The 18,376-nt window shown below is 55.5% G+C and carries 21 protein-coding genes and 1 other RNA gene; 11 read left to right on the top strand and 11 right to left on the bottom strand.

Going from position 1 to position 18,376, the window contains the following annotated elements:
• Positions 1-77: 77 nt before the first annotated feature.
• Positions 78-174, bottom strand: an RNA gene (gene ffs / locus AUC60_RS11885) — signal recognition particle sRNA small type.
• Positions 175-627: 453 nt separating this feature from the next.
• Between ffs and AUC60_RS11880 the strand changes: the two genes are divergently transcribed.
• Together AUC60_RS11880 and AUC60_RS11875 are read left to right on the top strand one after the other, a co-directional pair.
• Positions 628-903, top strand: a complete 276-nt coding sequence (locus tag AUC60_RS11880) for a hypothetical protein (protein WP_087267156.1) — start codon at positions 628-630, stop codon at positions 901-903.
• Between the two features lie 52 nt (positions 904-955).
• Complete coding sequence (locus AUC60_RS11875; protein WP_087267389.1) at positions 956-1,441, top strand: GNAT family N-acetyltransferase; 486 nt, start codon at positions 956-958, stop codon at positions 1,439-1,441.
• A gap of 231 nt (positions 1,442-1,672) precedes the next feature.
• Here the strand turns inward: AUC60_RS11875 and pyrF are convergent, their stop codons facing one another.
• Positions 1,673-2,374, bottom strand: a complete 702-nt coding sequence (gene pyrF / locus AUC60_RS11870; protein WP_167384334.1) for an orotidine-5'-phosphate decarboxylase — start codon at positions 2,372-2,374, stop codon at positions 1,673-1,675.
• A gap of 281 nt (positions 2,375-2,655) precedes the next feature.
• Here pyrF and eat point away from each other — a divergent pair, with 281 nt between their 5' ends.
• Together eat and AUC60_RS11860 are read left to right on the top strand one after the other, a co-directional pair.
• Positions 2,656-4,020 (top strand): ethanolamine permease, encoded by a 1,365-nt coding sequence (gene eat / locus AUC60_RS11865; RefSeq protein WP_087267150.1) that lies wholly within the window; start codon positions 2,656-2,658, stop codon positions 4,018-4,020.
• An 85-nt stretch (positions 4,021-4,105) separates the two neighbouring features.
• Positions 4,106-4,273 carry a DUF2897 family protein gene (locus AUC60_RS11860; protein WP_087267147.1) on the top strand — a complete coding sequence of 56 codons (168 nt, stop codon included), beginning with the start codon at positions 4,106-4,108 and terminating at the stop codon, positions 4,271-4,273.
• Between the two features lie 39 nt (positions 4,274-4,312).
• Here the strand turns inward: AUC60_RS11860 and AUC60_RS11855 are convergent, their stop codons facing one another.
• Together AUC60_RS11855 and AUC60_RS11850 are read right to left on the bottom strand one after the other, a co-directional pair.
• On the bottom strand, positions 4,313-5,137 hold the full coding sequence (locus tag AUC60_RS11855) for a substrate-binding periplasmic protein (protein WP_087267386.1): 825 nt from the start codon (positions 5,135-5,137) through the stop codon (positions 4,313-4,315).
• An 86-nt stretch (positions 5,138-5,223) separates the two neighbouring features.
• The gene (locus AUC60_RS11850; RefSeq protein WP_087267383.1) at positions 5,224-5,847 is read right to left on the bottom strand and encodes a TetR/AcrR family transcriptional regulator; all 624 of its coding nucleotides are present in this window, start codon (positions 5,845-5,847) and stop codon (positions 5,224-5,226) included.
• Between the two features lie 233 nt (positions 5,848-6,080).
• Here AUC60_RS11850 and AUC60_RS28550 point away from each other — a divergent pair, with 233 nt between their 5' ends.
• From AUC60_RS28550 to ppnP, 3 genes are all read left to right on the top strand, one after another.
• Positions 6,081-6,317 carry a biotin/lipoyl-containing protein gene (locus tag AUC60_RS28550; RefSeq protein WP_405622852.1) on the top strand — a complete coding sequence of 79 codons (237 nt, stop codon included), beginning with the start codon at positions 6,081-6,083 and terminating at the stop codon, positions 6,315-6,317.
• A 51-nt stretch (positions 6,318-6,368) separates the two neighbouring features.
• Positions 6,369-6,911, top strand: a complete 543-nt coding sequence (locus tag AUC60_RS11840; RefSeq protein ID WP_087267142.1) for a 3'-5' exonuclease — start codon at positions 6,369-6,371, stop codon at positions 6,909-6,911.
• Positions 6,912-6,999: 88 nt separating this feature from the next.
• Positions 7,000-7,281 (top strand): pyrimidine/purine nucleoside phosphorylase, encoded by a 282-nt coding sequence (gene ppnP, locus AUC60_RS11835; RefSeq protein WP_087267139.1) that lies wholly within the window; start codon positions 7,000-7,002, stop codon positions 7,279-7,281.
• 103 nt (positions 7,282-7,384) lie between these two features.
• Here the strand turns inward: ppnP and AUC60_RS11830 are convergent, their stop codons facing one another.
• From AUC60_RS11830 to AUC60_RS11810, 5 genes are all read right to left on the bottom strand, one after another.
• Positions 7,385-8,395, bottom strand: a complete 1,011-nt coding sequence (locus AUC60_RS11830; protein WP_087267136.1) for a lysylphosphatidylglycerol synthase domain-containing protein — start codon at positions 8,393-8,395, stop codon at positions 7,385-7,387.
• The gene (gene clsB / locus AUC60_RS11825) at positions 8,392-9,675 is read right to left on the bottom strand and encodes a cardiolipin synthase ClsB (protein ID WP_087267133.1); all 1,284 of its coding nucleotides are present in this window, start codon (positions 9,673-9,675) and stop codon (positions 8,392-8,394) included. The genes AUC60_RS11830 and clsB overlap by 4 nt, the downstream gene beginning before the upstream one ends.
• Positions 9,672-10,457: an endonuclease/exonuclease/phosphatase family protein gene (locus AUC60_RS11820; RefSeq protein ID WP_405622856.1), complete on the bottom strand. Its 786-nt coding sequence runs from the start codon at positions 10,455-10,457 to the stop codon at positions 9,672-9,674. The genes clsB and AUC60_RS11820 overlap by 4 nt, the downstream gene beginning before the upstream one ends.
• Entirely contained in the window at positions 10,454-11,371 is a 918-nt protein-coding gene (locus AUC60_RS11815; protein WP_087267128.1) for a DUF72 domain-containing protein, read from the bottom strand. Before AUC60_RS11815 ends, AUC60_RS11820 begins: the two co-directional genes overlap by 4 nt.
• Positions 11,372-11,520: 149 nt before the next feature.
• Positions 11,521-12,651 (bottom strand): hypothetical protein, encoded by a 1,131-nt coding sequence (locus tag AUC60_RS11810; RefSeq protein ID WP_087267124.1) that lies wholly within the window; start codon positions 12,649-12,651, stop codon positions 11,521-11,523.
• A gap of 728 nt (positions 12,652-13,379) precedes the next feature.
• Here AUC60_RS11810 and AUC60_RS11805 point away from each other — a divergent pair.
• The gene (locus tag AUC60_RS11805) at positions 13,380-13,919 is read left to right on the top strand and encodes a cytochrome b (RefSeq protein WP_087267121.1); all 540 of its coding nucleotides are present in this window, start codon (positions 13,380-13,382) and stop codon (positions 13,917-13,919) included.
• 107 nt (positions 13,920-14,026) lie between these two features.
• On the opposite strand, the gene AUC60_RS11800 is transcribed toward AUC60_RS11805, so the two are convergent.
• On the bottom strand, positions 14,027-14,584 hold the full coding sequence (locus AUC60_RS11800; RefSeq protein WP_087267117.1) for a cysteine hydrolase family protein: 558 nt from the start codon (positions 14,582-14,584) through the stop codon (positions 14,027-14,029).
• Between the two features lie 24 nt (positions 14,585-14,608).
• On the bottom strand, positions 14,609-15,532 hold the full coding sequence (locus AUC60_RS11795) for a LysR family transcriptional regulator (RefSeq protein ID WP_087267114.1): 924 nt from the start codon (positions 15,530-15,532) through the stop codon (positions 14,609-14,611).
• 119 nt (positions 15,533-15,651) lie between these two features.
• On the opposite strand from AUC60_RS11795, the gene AUC60_RS11790 reads away from it, so the two are divergent.
• The 3 genes from AUC60_RS11790 (at position 15,652) to AUC60_RS11785 (ending at position 18,083) form a co-directional block, all read left to right on the top strand.
• Positions 15,652-16,401 carry a 3-oxoacyl-ACP reductase family protein gene (locus AUC60_RS11790; RefSeq protein WP_087267111.1) on the top strand — a complete coding sequence of 250 codons (750 nt, stop codon included), beginning with the start codon at positions 15,652-15,654 and terminating at the stop codon, positions 16,399-16,401.
• 222 nt (positions 16,402-16,623) lie between these two features.
• Complete coding sequence (locus tag AUC60_RS28335; protein ID WP_338014027.1) at positions 16,624-17,202, top strand: DUF6538 domain-containing protein; 579 nt, start codon at positions 16,624-16,626, stop codon at positions 17,200-17,202.
• Positions 17,085-18,083 (top strand): tyrosine-type recombinase/integrase, encoded by a 999-nt coding sequence (locus AUC60_RS11785; protein WP_238599564.1) that lies wholly within the window; start codon positions 17,085-17,087, stop codon positions 18,081-18,083. The genes AUC60_RS28335 and AUC60_RS11785 overlap by 118 nt, the downstream gene beginning before the upstream one ends.
• Positions 18,084-18,376: the final 293 nt, after the last annotated feature.

Below are 18,376 nucleotides of genomic sequence, written 5' to 3'. Positions count from 1 at the left end.
GTACCAAAACGCTGCCACACTTAGAGGATTTTTACTGCGAATCCTTGAAGACTCAAGGACTGAAAGATAGGTGGTAACCCCACCAGCCACACCCCGGCACACAATGTTCCCGCTGTGGCTGCTTCCTTCCGGATCTGACCAGGTTCACGGGTAATCGTTGCGGGGGGACCGATGGGGTCACCATAACGACACTCACCTGTCGGCGAGCCGCGCCATTGTACCGGTCTTGCGCGAAGTTACAACCCGTAATGCCGGATAAAAATTCGATAGGGCTCAAGCACTTGTGTGACGGGGGTTGGGTGGGTTGCAGCGCTCGGGATCGGGGCTTATAGTCGCGCCGTCGCTGCACATCAGCGATCGGGTGTGGAAGCCCGGCTGTTCAAAGAGTACAGAAGCTTTACCAATCATCGGGGCCTTCAGGTGTCCGATGGCTGTGTTATGGCGGCTGTGTGCTGGGGCACCTTCGGGTGCGCCGGGTTCTCTTTGACCGGTCTTCCACACCCGCGCACAGCTGCCACCCACTCATGTGGAAGTGAGTTTTTGGCAGCTCCACCTCACAAAGAGAATGCCATTAATGTTCAAGATCACTCCAAATCCCCCTGCCCCATCGGTTCCCGGAGGTGCAGCATGAGTCGCTTCCTTCCGCTCAAGAGCAACAACACAGACACACCGGTGATGCACATCGACAGCCATGCGCCGCTGGATTTTCTGTTTGCCAGTGCTGACCGGCGTATTCGCATGGCGCGCTATCTGCTGGAAACGCTGGACGGTGCCGATGAGTGCGATGTGCGTTGCATCGCTAATGCCGCGCTGATGTTGCTGAGCGATGGTTGCGATGCGCTGACGGTTGTCGAGAAGCAGATATTTAGCCCGCCCTCTCCATGCACTTCTGTAAGACACTGAGCCATACTGCGCACCGCCTACTTTTCTTGTCAGACGGTGCGATTTAGCAGTGATAAATACGCAAGTTGTGAGCTACGAAACCCTCAACGAAACACAGCGCCAACAGCTGGATGCTCTGGAGATTTTGCCGGAGCAACTGCCGTTTTCCGGGGATATCTACTGCGCGCTGAATACGTTGCTGGTCCGCCCCAGTCCGAATATTCAAGGTGTGGCGCTGTTGATGGATGACAAGCCGGTGGGTTTTTTATTGCTCAAGCGTGGGGAGTTTTTGCCGCACTGGGCGGTGGAAGGTTCAGCGACGCTGCATGCGCTGCAGATTGATCATCGGGTGCAGGGTAAAGGCTTGGGCAAAGTGTTTTTGCAGGGCTTGCCAGAGGTAGCGCGCGCGACATGGCCGGATATCGGGCAGTTGATGTTGTCAGTGGATGCGGACAATGTGGCGGCTCGGAGTTTGTATGTCGGCCAGGGCTGGGTGGATACAGGTGAGGCGTACAAGGGCCGTATCGGGTATGAGCGGCGGTTGGTGCTGGACCTGTAGACATAGGTCACCTATGGGAGATTCTATGTTCGCCCGCAAGCCGACGTGGGACCGGCTTTAGCCGGGAAGGCTGTATTTCTGACGATGAAGATGTACTGAATTTACAGGCCCCTTCCCGGCTAAAGCCGGTCCCACGTCATCAGTGATTCCACAGAGAACAGGTGTACAGCCAGTATCACTGCGCCGTCAGACCTATAGGATTTAAAAGAACCCTATAGGTCAATAAGGTTCTTAGAGCCCCAACTCAGCCACAACCGCTTCCAGCGCCTTGGCCGGGTCGGCCGCCTGGCTGATCGGGCGGCCGATGACGAGATAATCGGAGCCTGCGTCCAGCGCCTGACGCGGGGTCAGGATGCGGCGTTGGTCGTCCTGGGCGCTGCCGCTTGGGCGGATGCCGGGGGTGACCAGTTGCAGCGTCGGGTGGGCAGCTTTCAGCGCCTGAGCTTCCAGTGCGGAACACACCAGACCGTCCATGCCAGCCTTTTCAGCCAGGGCAGCCAGACGCAGCACTTGTACCTGCGGGTCAACGTCCAGACCAATACCGGCCAGGTCTTCGCGCTCCATGCTGGTCAGCACGGTCACGCCGATCAGCAGCGGTTGTGGGCCGGTGCGCTGGTCGAGCACTTCACGACAGGCCGCCATCATGCGCAGGCCACCCGAGCAATGCACGTTGACCATCCACACGCCCATCTCGGCCGCTGCTTTCACAGCCATGGCGGTGGTGTTGGGGATATCGTGGAATTTGAGGTCCAGGAATACTTCAAAACCCTTGTCGCGCAGGGTTTCGACGATGTCCGAAGCGCAGCTGGTGAACAGCTCTTTGCCGACTTTGACGCGGCACAGCTTGGGGTCCAGCTGGTCAGCCAGTTTCAAAGCGGCGTCACGGGTCGGGAAATCCAGGGCGACGATGACAGGAGTCTGGCAGGCGGACATGAGCGGGTTCTCTGGTAGGTCGAAATCGGCGCGCATTGTATCCGAACCTTACAGCAGACGGTAATCGAACCGCTGAACTGAATCGATTCTCCCCAATGAATACGCCCTAAAGCGGACATCACAACGCCCTGCCCGCACCAAAGCTGCCCCCACTTGCCCTGCGCAAACGAGAACCGTTCTGCGAACGACGCATTTTGGACCAATACGACTATGGTTCAGTGAGTGGCATGGCGACTGCAACAGGATGTTTCGATGATTCCACAGACTCCAGGGAGCTGCACATGAACACTCAACTCAAGCCCACGCTGGGCACACTCCATTTATGGGGGATCGCTGTAGGGCTGGTGATCTCCGGTGAGTACTTCGGCTGGAGTTATGGCTGGGGCGTTGCCGGAACATTAGGCTTCCTGGTCACATCGCTGATGGTTGCGCTGATGTACACCTGCTTCATCTTCAGTTTTACCGAACTGACTACTGCCATCCCACACGCGGGCGGACCATTTGCCTACAGCCGTCGAGCATTCGGGGAAAAAGGCGGGCTGATTGCCGGGCTGGCGACCTTGATCGAATTCGTGTTTGCGCCCCCAGCCATTGCGATGGCCATTGGTGCGTATCTGAACGTGCAGTTTCCGGCGCTCGATCCCAAGCACGCAGCCGTTGGCGCCTACATTGTGTTCATGACCCTGAACATCCTCGGCGTGAAGCTGGCTGCAACCTTCGAGTTGGTGGTGTGCATCCTGGCGGTGGCCGAACTGCTGGTGTTCATGGGTGTGGTTGCCCCGGCGTTCAGCTTCAGCAACTTCGCGCTTAACGGCTGGGCCGGTTCTGACACCTTTGGTGCGCCGGCAATTGCCGGTATGTTTGCCGCCATCCCGTTCGCAATCTGGTTCTTCCTGGCCATCGAAGGTGCGGCCATGGCGGCTGAAGAAGCCAAAGACCCAAAGCGCACCATTCCAAAGGCTTACGTCAGCGGCATTCTGACCCTGGTGGTGCTGGCCATGGGCGTAATGCTGTTCGCAGGTGGCGTGGGTGACTGGCGCACCCTGTCGAACATCAACGACCCGCTGCCACAGGCAATGAAAACCGTGGTCGGGGAAAACTCCGGCTGGTTGCACATGCTGGTCTGGATTGGCCTGTTCGGTCTGGTGGCTAGTTTCCACGGCATCATCATGGGCTACTCGCGACAGTTCTTTGCGCTGGCCCGGGCTGGTTATCTGCCCTCCTCGCTGGCCAAACTGTCGCGCTTCCAGACGCCACACCGCGCAATCATCGCGGGCGGCCTGATAGGTATTGCAGCGATCTACAGTGATGGTCTGATCAACCTCAACGGTCTGACCCTGACCGCAGCGATGATCACCATGGCGGTTTTCGGCGCCATTGTGATGTACATCATGAGCATGCTCAGCCTGTTCAAACTGCGTAAGACCGAACCAGGTCTGGAACGTACCTTCCGCGCGCCGGGCTACCCGATCGTGCCTGGCATCGCTTTGGCGCTCGCCGTGGTGTGCCTGATTGCGATGGCCTGGTTCAACGCTCTGATCGGCCTGATCTTCCTCGGTTTCATGGTGGTGGGCTTCGTCTACTTCAGCCTGACGGCGCAATCACGCGCCGATGCGCCGGCTGATGCGATGCTGACCGGGCTTTAAATAACCACGCACACAGGGCACAGGACTAGACTTGAACCATTGAGCGGCGCTGCTGCTCAAACGGTTACATAAAAAGGAGAGCCCTATGCCCTGGTATGCCTGGTTAATTCTGCTGGTTGCAATTGGTTCGATCGTGGGCGGTTTGATGGTCTTGCGCCAGTCTGCGCAAAAGCTGCCACTGACCGACGAGCAACTCAAACGCGTCCACGAGCGCAATGCCGAGATGGATGCCAAAGAGGCCAAAGATAGCTAGAACAGAAAAGACGGTGCCAACAAGCACCGTCTTTTTCGTTTAGCGTGTTGCGTGATTAGGCTCGGTTGCCACGGCCCGATTGCTGGTCAGTGGCAGTACGGCTATTCGATAAGGCTGGAAAATCTTCAGCATCTGCCCGTTATCGCGCAGTTGCTGCAGCAGGTCTTCGAATTGCGCGGCACTTATCGGCGATTTCGGACGTAGCAAGGCAAAATGCCGATACGTTTGATCGACCCGCTCCGACACCAGCAGCTGAGCAGCTTCGGTGCGGTTGCGCGCCATGAAATCACTGAGGTACGAGCGTGTAACCAGCGCAATATCGGCGCGGTCACGCATGACCATCAGCAGGTTGCTGTCATGTGAATAGGTCAGCGTGGTATCGAAGTGTTCGCTGAGGTACTTCGGGTCAGCATTGAACTGCGCAAACGCATAGTGATAGCCACTGAACAGCGCGAGACGCTTGCCCTGCAAGTCATTGAAATAACTCTGCCCCCGGCCCTCGACTTTGCGCGTGACGAAAATTTCCGCATCTTCGAGTTTCATGTCGACCGATTCGTGGGGAATCGTCTGCCAGTCCCACTCGGGATTCTCAAAGATCGCCATGTCGATGCGCCCTTGCTCGAAATCACGAAAGCGACGAGGAATCGACGTCGGCACCAGCACAAACTGATAGTTTTGCTGAGCAGCGTTCAGGGCAGCGACTAGTTCAGGCAGCAAACCGGTGTCTGCGCCTTTTTCCGGTCGGATGGTGTAGGGCGGGAAATGCGCCGCACCGATTTTTACTACTTGTGCAGCACTCACCGGAAATGCCAGCAGTGCTGCGGCGCTTACCAACAAGGCCCGCGAAACCGTTCGCCCAGACAAAAAATCCAAGACTGCGCACCCCTGAAATTGGTCAACCCTAGGTGTTTTTTGGTGTTAAGACTATCAGCAAATAGAGCAATGCAGCCTTAATTGTCCTTAAGTGCCATCATCAAGGCTTCATCGGCCAATTGATCCAGTGTCATGCTGCCTTGCGGTTTGAACCACGTAGTGGTCCAGGACAGCGCGCCCGTCAAAAAGCGCCGGGTGATGAACACATCGCCCTTGATGAAACCGGCTTCCTTAGCCTCGCCCAGTACCTGTAGCCACAACTGTTCGTAGAGATCACGCAACGCCAGAACCTGCGCCTGGCCCTGCGGCGACAATGAACGCCACTCGTAAACCAGCACCGCCATGGCTTCACCGCTCCCCCCCATGATCGACTGCAACTCGCAGCGGATCAGTGCCAGCAACCGCTCGCGCACGGTGTTCGCTTCAGTCAACGCAGCGCGCATCAAGGCGGTGTTGTAGACAATGGTTTCCTCCATCACCGCACGCAGGATCTCGTCCTTGCTTTTGAAGTGATGAAAGATGCTGCCCGACTGGATGCCCACCGCGCTAGCCAGATCGCGCACGGTTGTACGCTCATAACCTTTGTGGCGGAACAAGTGCGCCGATACCTGCAACAACTTGCCCCGGGCGCTTTGCGGGTCAGTGAGCTGGCCCGCGTCGACCAAATCGCGCATGACCTGTAAAGCTTGCTGCTCGTTCAAGTTCGCCTCCCCCAGCTCACACACGAAACGCCTGATCCCACTTCCATATCTTGCAGGAGCTCGCGCTGCTCGTAAGCGCCTACAAAATCCAACCGTGTTGAAATACCCTCCTGCAAGCCCCGCAATCTATGCTTGCCAGCGCAACCAAGCAAGCGCTAGGCCAATAAATAAATAGTGGAGTCGAAGATCAACGGTCGTCCGAAATCGTTTTCGCCACCTCAAAAACCAAGCACTTGCTCGGCAAGCTCGAACAAGCTGGTATCCGCGAGATGTTCAGCAACGCCCCGCTGCCCGCAATGACAGACCGGACGCATGACACCATCGCAAGTCCGAATATTGTCCTTTGCGGCACGATCAGGGCACCGATGGACGGATCGATTGTCGATGTATTAATCAGCGAGGGCGCAACCGTCAGCCAGGGCCAGTTACTGATGGTGCTCGAGGTCGCGCCGATAGACGTATCCGGCTGAATGTAGCTACGCTTGGTCCGAATGGATCAATGACTTGGACAGGAGCTTCAGATGCCGCACTGGTTGGTGATTGATCTGGAGGCCACGACCGAAGAAGGCGGCTGGCCTGTAGCGGAAATGGAGATCATCGAAATCGGGGCGACGCTCGTCAATCAGGACGGCCGTGAGCTGGATCATTTCGAACGCTTCGTGCGCCCGGTGCGTCGGCCTCTGCTGACGAGCTTTTGCAAGGAGCTGACTCATATCAGCCAAAGCAACATCGACAGCGCAGCGCCACTGACTACGGTGTGGCCGGCCTTTGAGCGCTGGATCAGCCATCATCAGGCGCGAGTGGTGGGCTGGGCAAGTTGGGGGGATTACGATCGCCAGCAGCTTGAGCAAGAATGGCGGCAGCACCAACTGACAAGCTTCCTGAGCAGTGTGCCCCACGTGAACCTTAAACAACGCTTCGCCAAAGAGCGCCACCTGCAACGCCCTTTAGGGCTGAACGGCGCGCTGCAACTGGCCGGCATGCAATTTCACGGTCAACAGCATCGCGCTCTGGTGGATGCTCGAAACACGGCACGCCTGCTGCCGCTGATTCTTCCCAACTGAATGGCACGCGCGTTCTAAAGCGGGTGACGAGGAGAATTCGCTTCGGCATACTGGCCGCCCAATTTTCAGCCCTTATCGAGGAATCGCCATGTTCAAAGTCAACGAGTACTTCGACGGCACTGTTAAATCCATTGCATTCACTCAACCTGAAGGGCAAGCCACAATTGGTGTCATGGCCGCGGGTGAATACGAGTTCGGTACTGCGCAACGGGAAATCATGCACGTCATTTCCGGCAGCCTGAGCGTGAAGCTGCCAGATAGCACTGATTGGGAAACCTTCGAGACCGGCAGTCTTTTCAACGTACCGGCCAATAGCAAGTTCCAGCTGAAAGTCGCTGTGGACACGGCTTATCTTTGTGAGTATCGCTAAGGCTGTTGCTCCACACGCCTGATTGCACGGCACCCGAGCCTGAACGGCAACGCTGAAAATGCGCCGGGTGCCTAGCGATCAAACACGCTCGACAAGCAGTTGATCATCCCTCCCCGGATTGCGCCTGATTCCTCTCCCCCATCTTCTTGCTGCGTTTCTCAAGCACCAGATAAACCACTACGGCAATCACCAGCGGCAGCAGGAAATAGATGGCGCGATAGCCAATCAACGCCGCCAATAACGTGCCTTTGGAAAACTGACCCTGCAGCAGGGTGATAAACACCGTTTCCAATACCCCGAGTCCCGCCGGAATATGGGTGATGACGCCCGCGATACTGCTGATCAACAGCACCCCGAGGATTGCAGGGTAAAACGCCTTGTCAGGCAACAGCGTGTAGATCACCAACGCCATCAGCGACCAGTTCAGCGCGCCAAGGCTCGCTTGCAGCAACGCCTGCTTCAGCGATGGCAAGTTAATTTCCTGTTTACGGATCGTCCAGGAGCGACGCTTGGAGAAGCGGCAGGCCAGCAAATAGGCACCGGACACCAGCAGCAGCGCTACACCGATCAGCCGCAGGGTTCCTGAACCTACCGCCCAGTCCTTGGGCAATTCCAGAAAGCCCATGGAGAAAACGCTACCCGCCAATATCATGTAGCCCAGCCAATTGGTAATCAGGCTCAGACTCAAAACGCGGGTGATGGTCGGCACATCCAGCCCAAGCCGGGAATACAGGCGATAGCGCAAAGCGATCCCGCCTACCCAGGAACTGAGGTTGAGGTTAAACGCGTAGCAAACAAAGGCCACCGGCACGATCTGCTTGATCGCCAGTTTGTGCCCGGTATAAAACCGCGCCAACACATCAAAGCAGCAATAGGTAAGGTAGCTGCACAGCGCAATGACCACGCCCAAGGCCAGGGTACTGAACTTGTAGGACTGCAGCGCCTGCTTTACCTCCTGCCAGTCGAGATTCTTGACCAGCAGAAACAGCAACACCGGCACGGCAATAAAGAAAAACAGATTGAAGGCACGCTTGGCCCACTTCCATTTGTTGCCATGCTTGTTCTGGACGTTATCCGCTGACGGGTCGGTCGCGGCCTCATAAGACTGGCTCATAACGACTTCTCCTGATCTGATCGCATGCCCGACTGCAGCGTTTGCGCAACACCGTTCTGCTCGTCCTGAATAACGCTGGCTTCGGGAATCACATCAGCGGTGCGCAGTGGTTTGAGGCGCATGCCGTGAGCCGGGAACAAACCGGCAATAGCCGGAAAGTGTCGCAAGAAGTGAAAGCACAAGAAGATCATCGGCGCGCGCCACCACTGACCGCGCGCGGCGCCCTTCAAGCTCATTTCCTTGCTATGGGCCGCCGCCAGTCCTGTCAGGTGCTCATGCAGATGCTGATTGAGCTGCTGATCGCGAATGAACAGGTTTACCTCAAGGTTCAGCGCAAGGCTTAACGGGTCAAGGTTGCTGGAGCCAACGGTGGACCATTCACGGTCGATCAGCGCGACTTTGCCGTGCAGCGCGCGCTGGGTGTATTCATGAATTTTCACCCCGTCACGCAACAAGTAGGTGTAGGTCAGTCGCGAACACACCCGCACGAACGGCATGTCCGGCTGACCTTGCAGAATCAGCGTGACCTTGACGCCGCGCCGCGCCGCATTGCGCAACTCGCGCAGAAAACGGTAGCTGGGGAAGAAGTAGGCATTGGCGATGGTGATCCGCTGGGTTGCATTACGAATCGCCAGTAAATACTGCTCTTCGATGTCCGTGGTGTGTTCTTCGTTGTCGCGTTCGCACAACAGCATTCGTGCACTGCCGGCATGTTGGGTCGCCACACGCAAGGCCGGAACCTTGGCTCGCACGCCCTCGCTGAGCAGACGCAAAGCAGAATGATGGATGTCAGCGACGATGGGACCCCGCACCATCACCGCGTAATCCTGCTTGGCGGTCAGCCCGGTGTCGCTCATATGATCGACGCTGTAGTTGATGCCGCCAATGAACGCCAGCTCGCCGTCGATGACCACGACTTTGCGGTGCAAACGCCTGAACAGATTAGTGCGCATGCCCATCAAGCGAGGCCGCGGGTCAAAAAGCTGGATATGCACGCCCGCAGCCAACATGCGGCTGACGAACGACTTGCTCAGGTCGGAGGTGCCATAGTCGTCGACCGTGACCACCACATACGCGCCGTTAGTTGCCGCCTGGATCAGCGCCTGTTGCAGCGCCTCGCCAATCCGGTCTTCAAAAATAATGAACGTCTCCAGCAGCACTTCCTTGCGTGCCGCGCGAATACACTCGAAAACCCGGCTGAAATAATCTTCACCGTTAATGAGCAACTCAACCGAATTGCCTTCCTGCCAGTGCCCGTGGTTATTCGCCTGATCACTCATAAGGTAACCTCCACTGCCAGCGGTGCATGATCTGAAAGATGGGACCACGGACGATTGGACAATACTTTGGGCCGATCGCTCGTGGCATTACGTATGTAAATGCGGTCCAGCCGAAGTAACGGCCAGCGCGCAGGAAAACTTTTCGCGGGAGCGCCGAAGTGCTCAACAAAAACTTCCTGTAACCCCGTGCCCTCCAAGGCTGCATCTGCGCGCTGACGCCAATCGTTGAAGTCACCGGCGACGATCACGGCGTCCCCTTCCGGCAACCGGGCCAGCAGCTCTGCGAGCAGCTTCAACTGCTGTAGACGATGATGTTCACGCAACCCCAGATGCACGCAGATCGCATGGACCTGACCGTGATGCGGCACCTCTAGGACGCAGTGCAATAACCCGCGCTCCTCTGTGCCGTGGATCGATATGTCGAGGTTCTCGTGATAACTGATCGGGTACTTGGACAGCAATGCGTTGCCGTGGTGTCCATGGGGGTAAACCGCGTTGCGACCGTAGGCAAAGTCGGTCCACATGCTGTCAGCCAGAAACTCGTACTGGGTAGTCGTGGGCCAGTCTTTGACACGCTGCGCATGGTTCTGATGCTCACCATGCACTTCCTGCAAAAACACCACATCGGCAGACACTGTGCGTACCGCGTCGCGTAGTTCGGGCAAAATAAATCGCCGGTTGAGGAAGCCGAATCCCATGTGCATGTTCATGGTCAACACATTTAGGGAAGTACTCGCAGGCGTGGCTGTTCGCACGCCGACTGGCGATGTGGCACTGGTCAAAACTTAACTCCTTGCAGGTCGCCCGGGGACACTTCAAGCCCTTTGACGAGATTGAAGCGCTCCAACAATTGGCGAGCGTCGTACGGCGCACGAACTTTTATGTCGTTATCGAAGTAGCAATAGATGTCTCGGGTCTTGCGTTTCGGACCGTTCGCGGCGCTGACCAACTGCGCATCGTCGGGTTGCGAGCCGTTGCGCCACGCGTCTATACGCGTCTGCCAATGTTTGATGGCCTTGTCGCTATAGCCGCTGGCATAGAGTTTCTTGTCGCCATGCAAACGCAAATACACATAGTCGCTGGTCAGGTCTTCGATATACGGCCACTTGCCTGCGGTGTCCGCTATCACCAACGCAATGTTGTATTTGCGTAATAAGGTAATGAACTCCGGGACCTTGAAGCTTGCGTGGCGGATTTCCACCGCGTGACGCACCCGGCCGGTCTTGGGGATTTCCAGGTATCCGGGCTTGTGCATTTTTTCGTCACAGCCCGAGGCGCAGTGCTTGGCCTGCTTCATGTCATGGGGCAGCAACGTCAGAAAGTGTTCGAACTTGTCGGCATCAAACTTGAAGCTAGGCGGAAACTGCCAGAGGATCGGGCCGAGCTTGTTCTTGAGCTGAAAAATACCCGATGCAAAGAAGTTTGCGATGGCGTTCTCTACTTCATTCAAGCGCCGCACGTGAGTGATAAAGCGCGGCGCTTTGACGCTGAAGACAAAGTCATCAGGCGTATCGGCATACCAGCCTGCATAACGCTCAGGCGTCTGCAGAGCATAGAACGAGCCATTGATTTCAATGCTGTTGACAGCCCGGGAAGCAAACTTGAGTTCGTTCTTCTGCGTCAGTCCGGGCGGGTAAAAGTCACCCCGCCATGGGACGTAACGCCATCCGGAGATGCCTATGCGGATATCGCTCATGATCGAGGTCCAGTGCTATGCGCGTAGCCTGAGTGCGCGGTATCTCTGGCACGCTCCGGGCCGAGATCCACATCTGCTCTCAGGCATGAATGTTCAGTCATATGAAGCCTGGCACTGGCACAGGTTCCCTATCGATTTACGGCTGAGGCCTAACTGAGCGAGTTCACAAAGCTTTTATACTTGCGCCCCAGTTCTGCAGCACATTGGTGAACGTCCTGAAGCTTGAGGTTCGAGACAGTGAAGCCAATCAGGGACTCCATGACCGCCATGTTCTCGGATTCGAAGCTAACGCTGCCATCGGCACGTATGGCGCTAATCCCGTCCTGCCGTTGGCCTTGTTGATTGACATCGATCGCCTCGCTGCGCGATACCCCATAGGGAAGCGCCAGCAAAATTTGCCCCATTCCTACCCTGACCGGATAGCCACCCGGCAGCCCGTTTGGGCCCGGCGCATGGGTGATGATTTCATGCGCGGCATACAGATTTTCAAGCATGGAAACCGCTGATATCGCATTGAAGAAATTGATATCAACCCCGCCCAGGCTACGAAAGTGGGTGAACGCAGCATTGAAAATCGCCTCGTCGTCGAACTCACCCGTGTATTCCCGGTTATCGACCCAGTAAATGAGTCGATAATGAGCAATTTTGGGTAAGCCAATCTGAGCGACCTGATGGCAGAAGTGTTGCTGCGCCACCAGTCGGACCTGCACACAATCGGGGGGACGCATCGCCAGACGTGCTATCGATAACCGAACAACAGGCACGAGATTGGCCAAACCGCCTATACCCGCGTCTGGGGCCATGCCTACTTTATCAAGCACAACATTAACGGCGTCAGGAAATGCCGCATTAATCACTAAAACTTTTAACCCGCAACTTTTTATCGCACGCATCAGTTCATAGGCAGGCGCTAACTGCATAGGTAGCCAGGGTCCAAACCCGGCTTTATCCAGCGCCTGATAATGCGCAGCCGGCAGATGACCGATCAATCGCCACGGCTGCAAAGAGGCACTATTAAAAATGATATCAGGGCGAATTCGATAAATAATTCGAGCATTCTCCTCGACATGACCTTCCGCCAGGTCCATGACCACTGGATAAATAGTGCATACCCCGCCCATCTGCAGGCATCCCAAACGCAATAAGTTACAACTCCGGATTATTTTTTCCAGATCACGACCCGCGACATAAAAGATAAATGCATCTCTGGGGACCAAAATCTTGAGAATCTGCAGGCACAAATCTCCACCGCCCACCAACATCAATTTTTTCTTTTCCATTGCTCTTTTCCCTGACACGTATTTGGATGCTCCTTGTTTCAGCGCGGGCATAAAGATACGCCGCGCCGTATCCGGCGTGATCTCATAGCGTTGTTTTATTTCACCCTATAAAAGCCAGCCAACAGGCTTAGCTACCCCATACGAGCGGCGACCGCCCAAATGAAGCACTGTCTACAACTCACTAAATAAAATAGTTTTCCTTGAAGCACAAAACCTGGGCACTTACAGCACGACACTCAAAACTTGTACAACGCCCCCGCGCCAACAAAAAACATCGAATACCGAGTAAATTCCGCTCAAGTATCAGGCACTCCAACCTCAGATAAAAATAACGAAAATCATGACCTTCAAGATGAATCCAATTCAAATAACTGTCAAACATGAAGACAACATTTAACAGCACAATTAGATATAACTACCGATATTTTAAATCCGAAGTCTTTTTCGCCCCCCCCTAAGGCGCCAGTGTCGCTATGATCATTCACCCTCAGCAAGGATGCATGCAGCGTCGTTCAGGCATGGGTATTGCTGTAACAATTTGAGCGCTCAGGGGTCAAGAAAACGTCACTTCCACAGCCACTTAACGACCTGCCCGCGCTAACAAACTGGTCTGACCGAAGGTCATAAGGAAGCTGGGCCAACTTATCAATCCTGGATCAACCCGAGCCAGGCAGCCCAAAAACAAAACAATGCCGCACATAAAAAACCTGGCATGAAGGGAAAACACCGTGAAGACACTTTCATCAGCACGCTACAGCTACAAAGCCCGCTGGCTTCACTGGATCATGGCCATCCTGATCGTCCTGGCCTACGCTTTGATCCTGAGTCGCACACAGTTTGCCCGCGGTTCTGAACTACGTATGTTCGCCGTACAAAGCCACTTCTGGGTCGGCATTCTGGTGCTGGCGCTGGCATTCTTTCGTGTTGCCGAGCGTCGTCGTCATGCACCGCCTGACATCACGCCTCCACTCGAAGGTTTTCTGCGGCTCGCCGCAACGCTCTCTCACTACCTGCTTTATGCGTTTTTGTTTGCGCAACCGCTGCTGGGGTTGTTCACAGTTCTGATCGAAAAAGGCGCGCTGCCTGTTCCATTGACAGAAATATTGATCCCCTCCCCGTTCCCGATTTCGGAACGCTTTGCAGAATCTCTGGAGGATCTGCATAAGCTGCTGGGTTCAATTTTCTACTATGTCGTTGGCCTGCATGTGATTGCGGCGATCTGGCACCACTTCGTGCGCAAAGACAACACGCTCAAGAGAATGGTCTAAAGACGAACAGCGGGACCTTGCAGGCGACAGGCAATGGCTTGCTCCGGCCGCCTTGCAAGACAATCCACGATTCAAAGGTTCTGTAGTGTTTCTGCAGCCTCCCCTGATCAGAGATGCTGCAATATGTCTTCGCTGGCGACAACCGTGGCGTATTCCCCGTGCAGATTCGCGAGCGACATGGCGTGTACGTCTTCGGCGCTGCGCGGGGTGCCGAAGAAATCTGTGGTGTCGAAAGTAAAGCATCCGTCATGAGGCACCATGACCTCAAACCCCAGGTTGCCGCCTGTGCGAGCAGTGGATTCCACTGAGTTATTGGTGACAACGCCAACGATGACGAGCTGGGTGATGGCATCGTCTTTCAACCACTGTGCGAGTGACGAATTGCAAAATGCATCCGGCACCTGTTTGCGTAGCTCTCGCTCCCCGTCTACAGGCGAAAACTGCGGCTGATACTCCACGCCGGATTGCTCAGGCCAGAACACCGATTGAGGCTCGCGGGAAAAATGCCGGATATGAATCACCGGTCGATGGGTCGTACGCCACGCCCGCAACAGCTTGAGCATTCGCTCTTCGGCTTGCAAATTGTTGCGCCTTCCCAGTTTTGGATGCTGGATACCTTGTTGCATATCGATGATCAACAGCGCGGCATTGCCGTGAATATTCATTTTCAACTGACTCTATCGAAGGTTTTAAACGGCGCTAAAGGCTGATGCCAGACCCTGCCGGGCAAACTGTTCAAGGATAAAATCGACGAATGCCCGGGTCTTGCCTGGCAGTAATTTATGCTCACTGTAATAGAGAGAGATATTGCCGTCATCGACGTACCAGTCGGGCAACACCCGGTGGAGCTGGCCGCTGCGCAGATACGGCACGGCAAACGGCATGCTGACTAACGCAACCCCCAGGCCCTGCTCGGCTGCAGAACAAGCCGCTTCCGAGTCGCTCATAGTCATGCGCGGCTTCAAATTCAACGGGCTGTGCTCGTGTTCGCGACTGGTCAGCGACCAAGAGCGGATTCGGCCCGTCTGTGGCGAACGGATAAGAATCCCCGGATGTATCTGTAGATCATCCGGATGCACGATACCCGGCTGCCCGGTCAAGTAGCCCGGCGAAGCAACCAATATTCGATGCGCGGGCGCGAGTTTACGTGCGACCACACCCTGCGGCAGATCGAAGCCGCCGCCAATGGCCGCGTCAAAGCCCTGACCCACAAGATCGACCTGTCGATTATCAAAATGCCAGTCCGGAGTTATCGCCGGGTAACGACGCAGGAACTCCGCCAACAGCGGCACGATGTAAAGACGACCGAATATCGTCCCCATGCTGACTTTAAGCGTGCCCGCTGGCTGACCTTGCGCACTGGCCAGGTTCGCGACGGCATTTTGAATGGTGGCAAAGCTGGCACTCACTTCGACCAGAAAACTTTGCCCTGCCTCCGTCAGCGTCAGGCTGCGAGTACTACGCTGGAACAGGCGCACGCCCAGTCGTGCCTCCAGCTTGGCGACACTTTTGCCCACCGCCGCTGGCGTCAGACTCAGACGCCGTGCTGCTTCGGCAAAGCTCCCCACCTCGGCACTGCGGACAAAGCATTCGATGCTGCTGAAGTTTTCCATGAGCAGGATTCTAAACTTTTGGTTTACACAGACTAGCCCAATTACCGTCTACACAGGATGCAATCTGCGCCGGATACTGAGCCCCATCAACTTCCACCCCAACTGTTCAGGAGAATCACATGACTCAGCACACACCTCTCAGCGGTAAAGTAGCTCTGGTTCAAGGCGGCTCACGCGGTATCGGCGCGGCCATCGTCAAACGTCTGGTCGAAGAAGGCGCCGCCGTGGCCTTCACCTACGTCAGCTCCGAAGCCAAGGCTCAGGAACTGCAGGACAGCATCACCAGCAAAGGCGGCAAGGCGCTGGCGATCAAGGCCGACAGCGCAGACGCGGAAGCCATTCGCAGCGCCGTCACCCGCACCGTTGAAAGCTTTGGTGGCGTCGACATTCTGGTCAACAACGCAGGCGTGCTCGCAATAGGTCCGCTCGAAGAGTTCAGCCTGGAAGACTTCGACCGTACGCTGGATATCAACGTACGCAGCGTATTCGTTGCCTCCCAGGCCGCAGCGAAACATATGGGTGATGGCGGTCGCATCATCAACATCGGCAGCACCAACGCCGACCGCATGCCCTTCGCCGGTGGCGGTGTGTACGCCATGAGCAAATCAGCGCTGGTCGGCCTGACTAAAGGCCTGGCCCGGGACCTCGGCCCACGGGGCATCACCATCAACAACGTACAACCTGGCCCGGTAGACACTGACATGAACCCGGCAAGTGGTGATTTCGCGGAATCGCTGATCCCGCTGATGGCCGTCGGTCGCTACGGCCATGCAGAAGAGATCGCCAGCTTCGTCGCCTACCTCGCAGGCCCTGAAGCGGGCTACATCACCGGCGCGAGCTTGACGATTGATGGTGGTTTTGGGGCTTGATGGACAGCAGCGCTATTGATTGACACTGCGCAGCAGGAAAGCCAGAAACGAAAAACCCCTGAACTCTCAAGGAGTTCAGGGGTTTCGTTTGTAGCGAATTTGGCGGTGAAGGAGAGATTCGATTTCTACCACTCCCCAGCCCTTATAGCTCCGTATTTACTGGTCTAAACCAAAATTTTACGTACAATCTTTACGTACACTAGACATGCTACGGCGGGCGTAATGGCAGACAATTTGGAGCTTCAGGGAGGTACGTGGCATGCGCGCCTCGCCATTCCCAAGGATGTGCAAAAAGCGTTCGGGGGGAGGAAGATTTTCTCCCAGTCACTGAAGACTGGTTCACGCCGTGAGGCAATGACTCGTCGTCTATCGATAATCGACGGATGGAAGACTCTCATTGCTAAGACACGGGCCGGAACGCCCCTCCCAGCGGATTGGCAAGACAGCCTAATCGGTACGTTGGAAACAGCAGATCGAATTATCCGTGCCTCGAAGCTGGCGACTATTGGGGAAGTGCCAAGCTTCCCTGTCCCTGAAGTCGACCCGGCTATTGTGGCAAAGTACATGGAGGACAACCCGGCAACGCTGAGTATGCTTGAAGAGATGGTAGCCAAAGCGCATCAGACGCCTATGGGGTTGATCAAGCTGATGAGGAGCTTGGAGCGTCGTTCCGTAGAGCGATGGTGCGCCGCTATGAGACGGCGTACACGCCGACGCCACAACAGCAGGAGGAAATACGCGCGATTACCGATGATCCTGCGTCCCGCAAACCTCGCTCGCCAATCAGCCCTGCAAGGATAAACGCATATCGGGAGTTTCGTGAAAGCCGTCCCGGTTCCTCTAAACACATTGAGCAACAAGTTGGGAAAATGGAGCGTCTGTCGGCATTTCTCAAAGAGTCCGGCCTGTCGCTCAACTTTGACTCTATAGACTTGTGGCTCAAGTCCTTGAACCGCGCCCCCAAGACACTTAGTCAGTACATCATGGCAGGTACAGCGTATTGGGAATGGGCTATGAGATATGACGCTGGCTGGCGTGAAGCCTTCAAGGAGCAAGCCAACCCGTTTAAAGGCCATGTGCTACCCAGTGGTGGTGGCAGAGACTCTGCGGGTGAAAAGCGTAAAGTGTATACAACCAGAGACCTTGAGAAGTTACACGGGGGCGCTTTAGATGCTGGCAATGGCCCGTTGGCGGACCTGATTTTGTTGGGGGCATATACTGGCTCAAGGATTGAACAGCTATGCCAACTCAGAGTTGAACACGTCATCGAACAAGATGGTATTCAAAGCTTTGACTTCATCGGCGGCAAGAACGAAAACGCCGAACGAGTTGTACCTGTGCACGATGCTATTAAGGTGACAGTGGACCGTTTGATCAACGACTCCAAAGATGGGTACTTGATCCCTACCACGACACAGAACAAACACGGCAAACGTTCACACGCACTTTCAAAGGCATTCGGTCTGCTTCGCACAAAGATGGGGTTCGGGCCATTGCATGTGTTTCACTCTATGCGGAATACAGTCGTCACCGCACTTGCACGCGCCGATGTTCCCGGCCCATTGATTGCTGAGCTTGTCGGCCATGACACTGGCACCGTAACGTTTGATGTCTATGCCCGTGGTGCTTCCGCAATACAAAAGTACAATGCAGTAATGAAACTGCCTAAGCTTAGCATCTGACAAAGAACTGTTTCGCATTTTAGGCGGTAATGCTTGGATATCTAACTGGGGGGCTACATCTCAGGCAGCGTAGAGGAAGTGCAAGTATTTTTTCAAATGAGAACGATAATCACTTGACAAAACGCACTTGTCGTGCGATAATTAGTATGTAGATCAGAAACTAATTTAGTGCCTTCTTTCTGCTCGTATCCCCTCCGTAATATGAAAATTCAAACTCGAACCGACTCCTGCTTCTTCTCAGGATGGTTGTGTTCGAGTTGATAGACCGCGTGCACTCCAACACGTCCTCTCCT

Origin of the sequence: Pseudomonas caspiana (assembly GCF_002158995.1) — a bacterium.
Taxonomy (GTDB): domain Bacteria; phylum Pseudomonadota; class Gammaproteobacteria; order Pseudomonadales; family Pseudomonadaceae; genus Aquipseudomonas; species Aquipseudomonas caspiana.
This window is presented reverse-complemented; position numbering and strand designations above follow the sequence as displayed.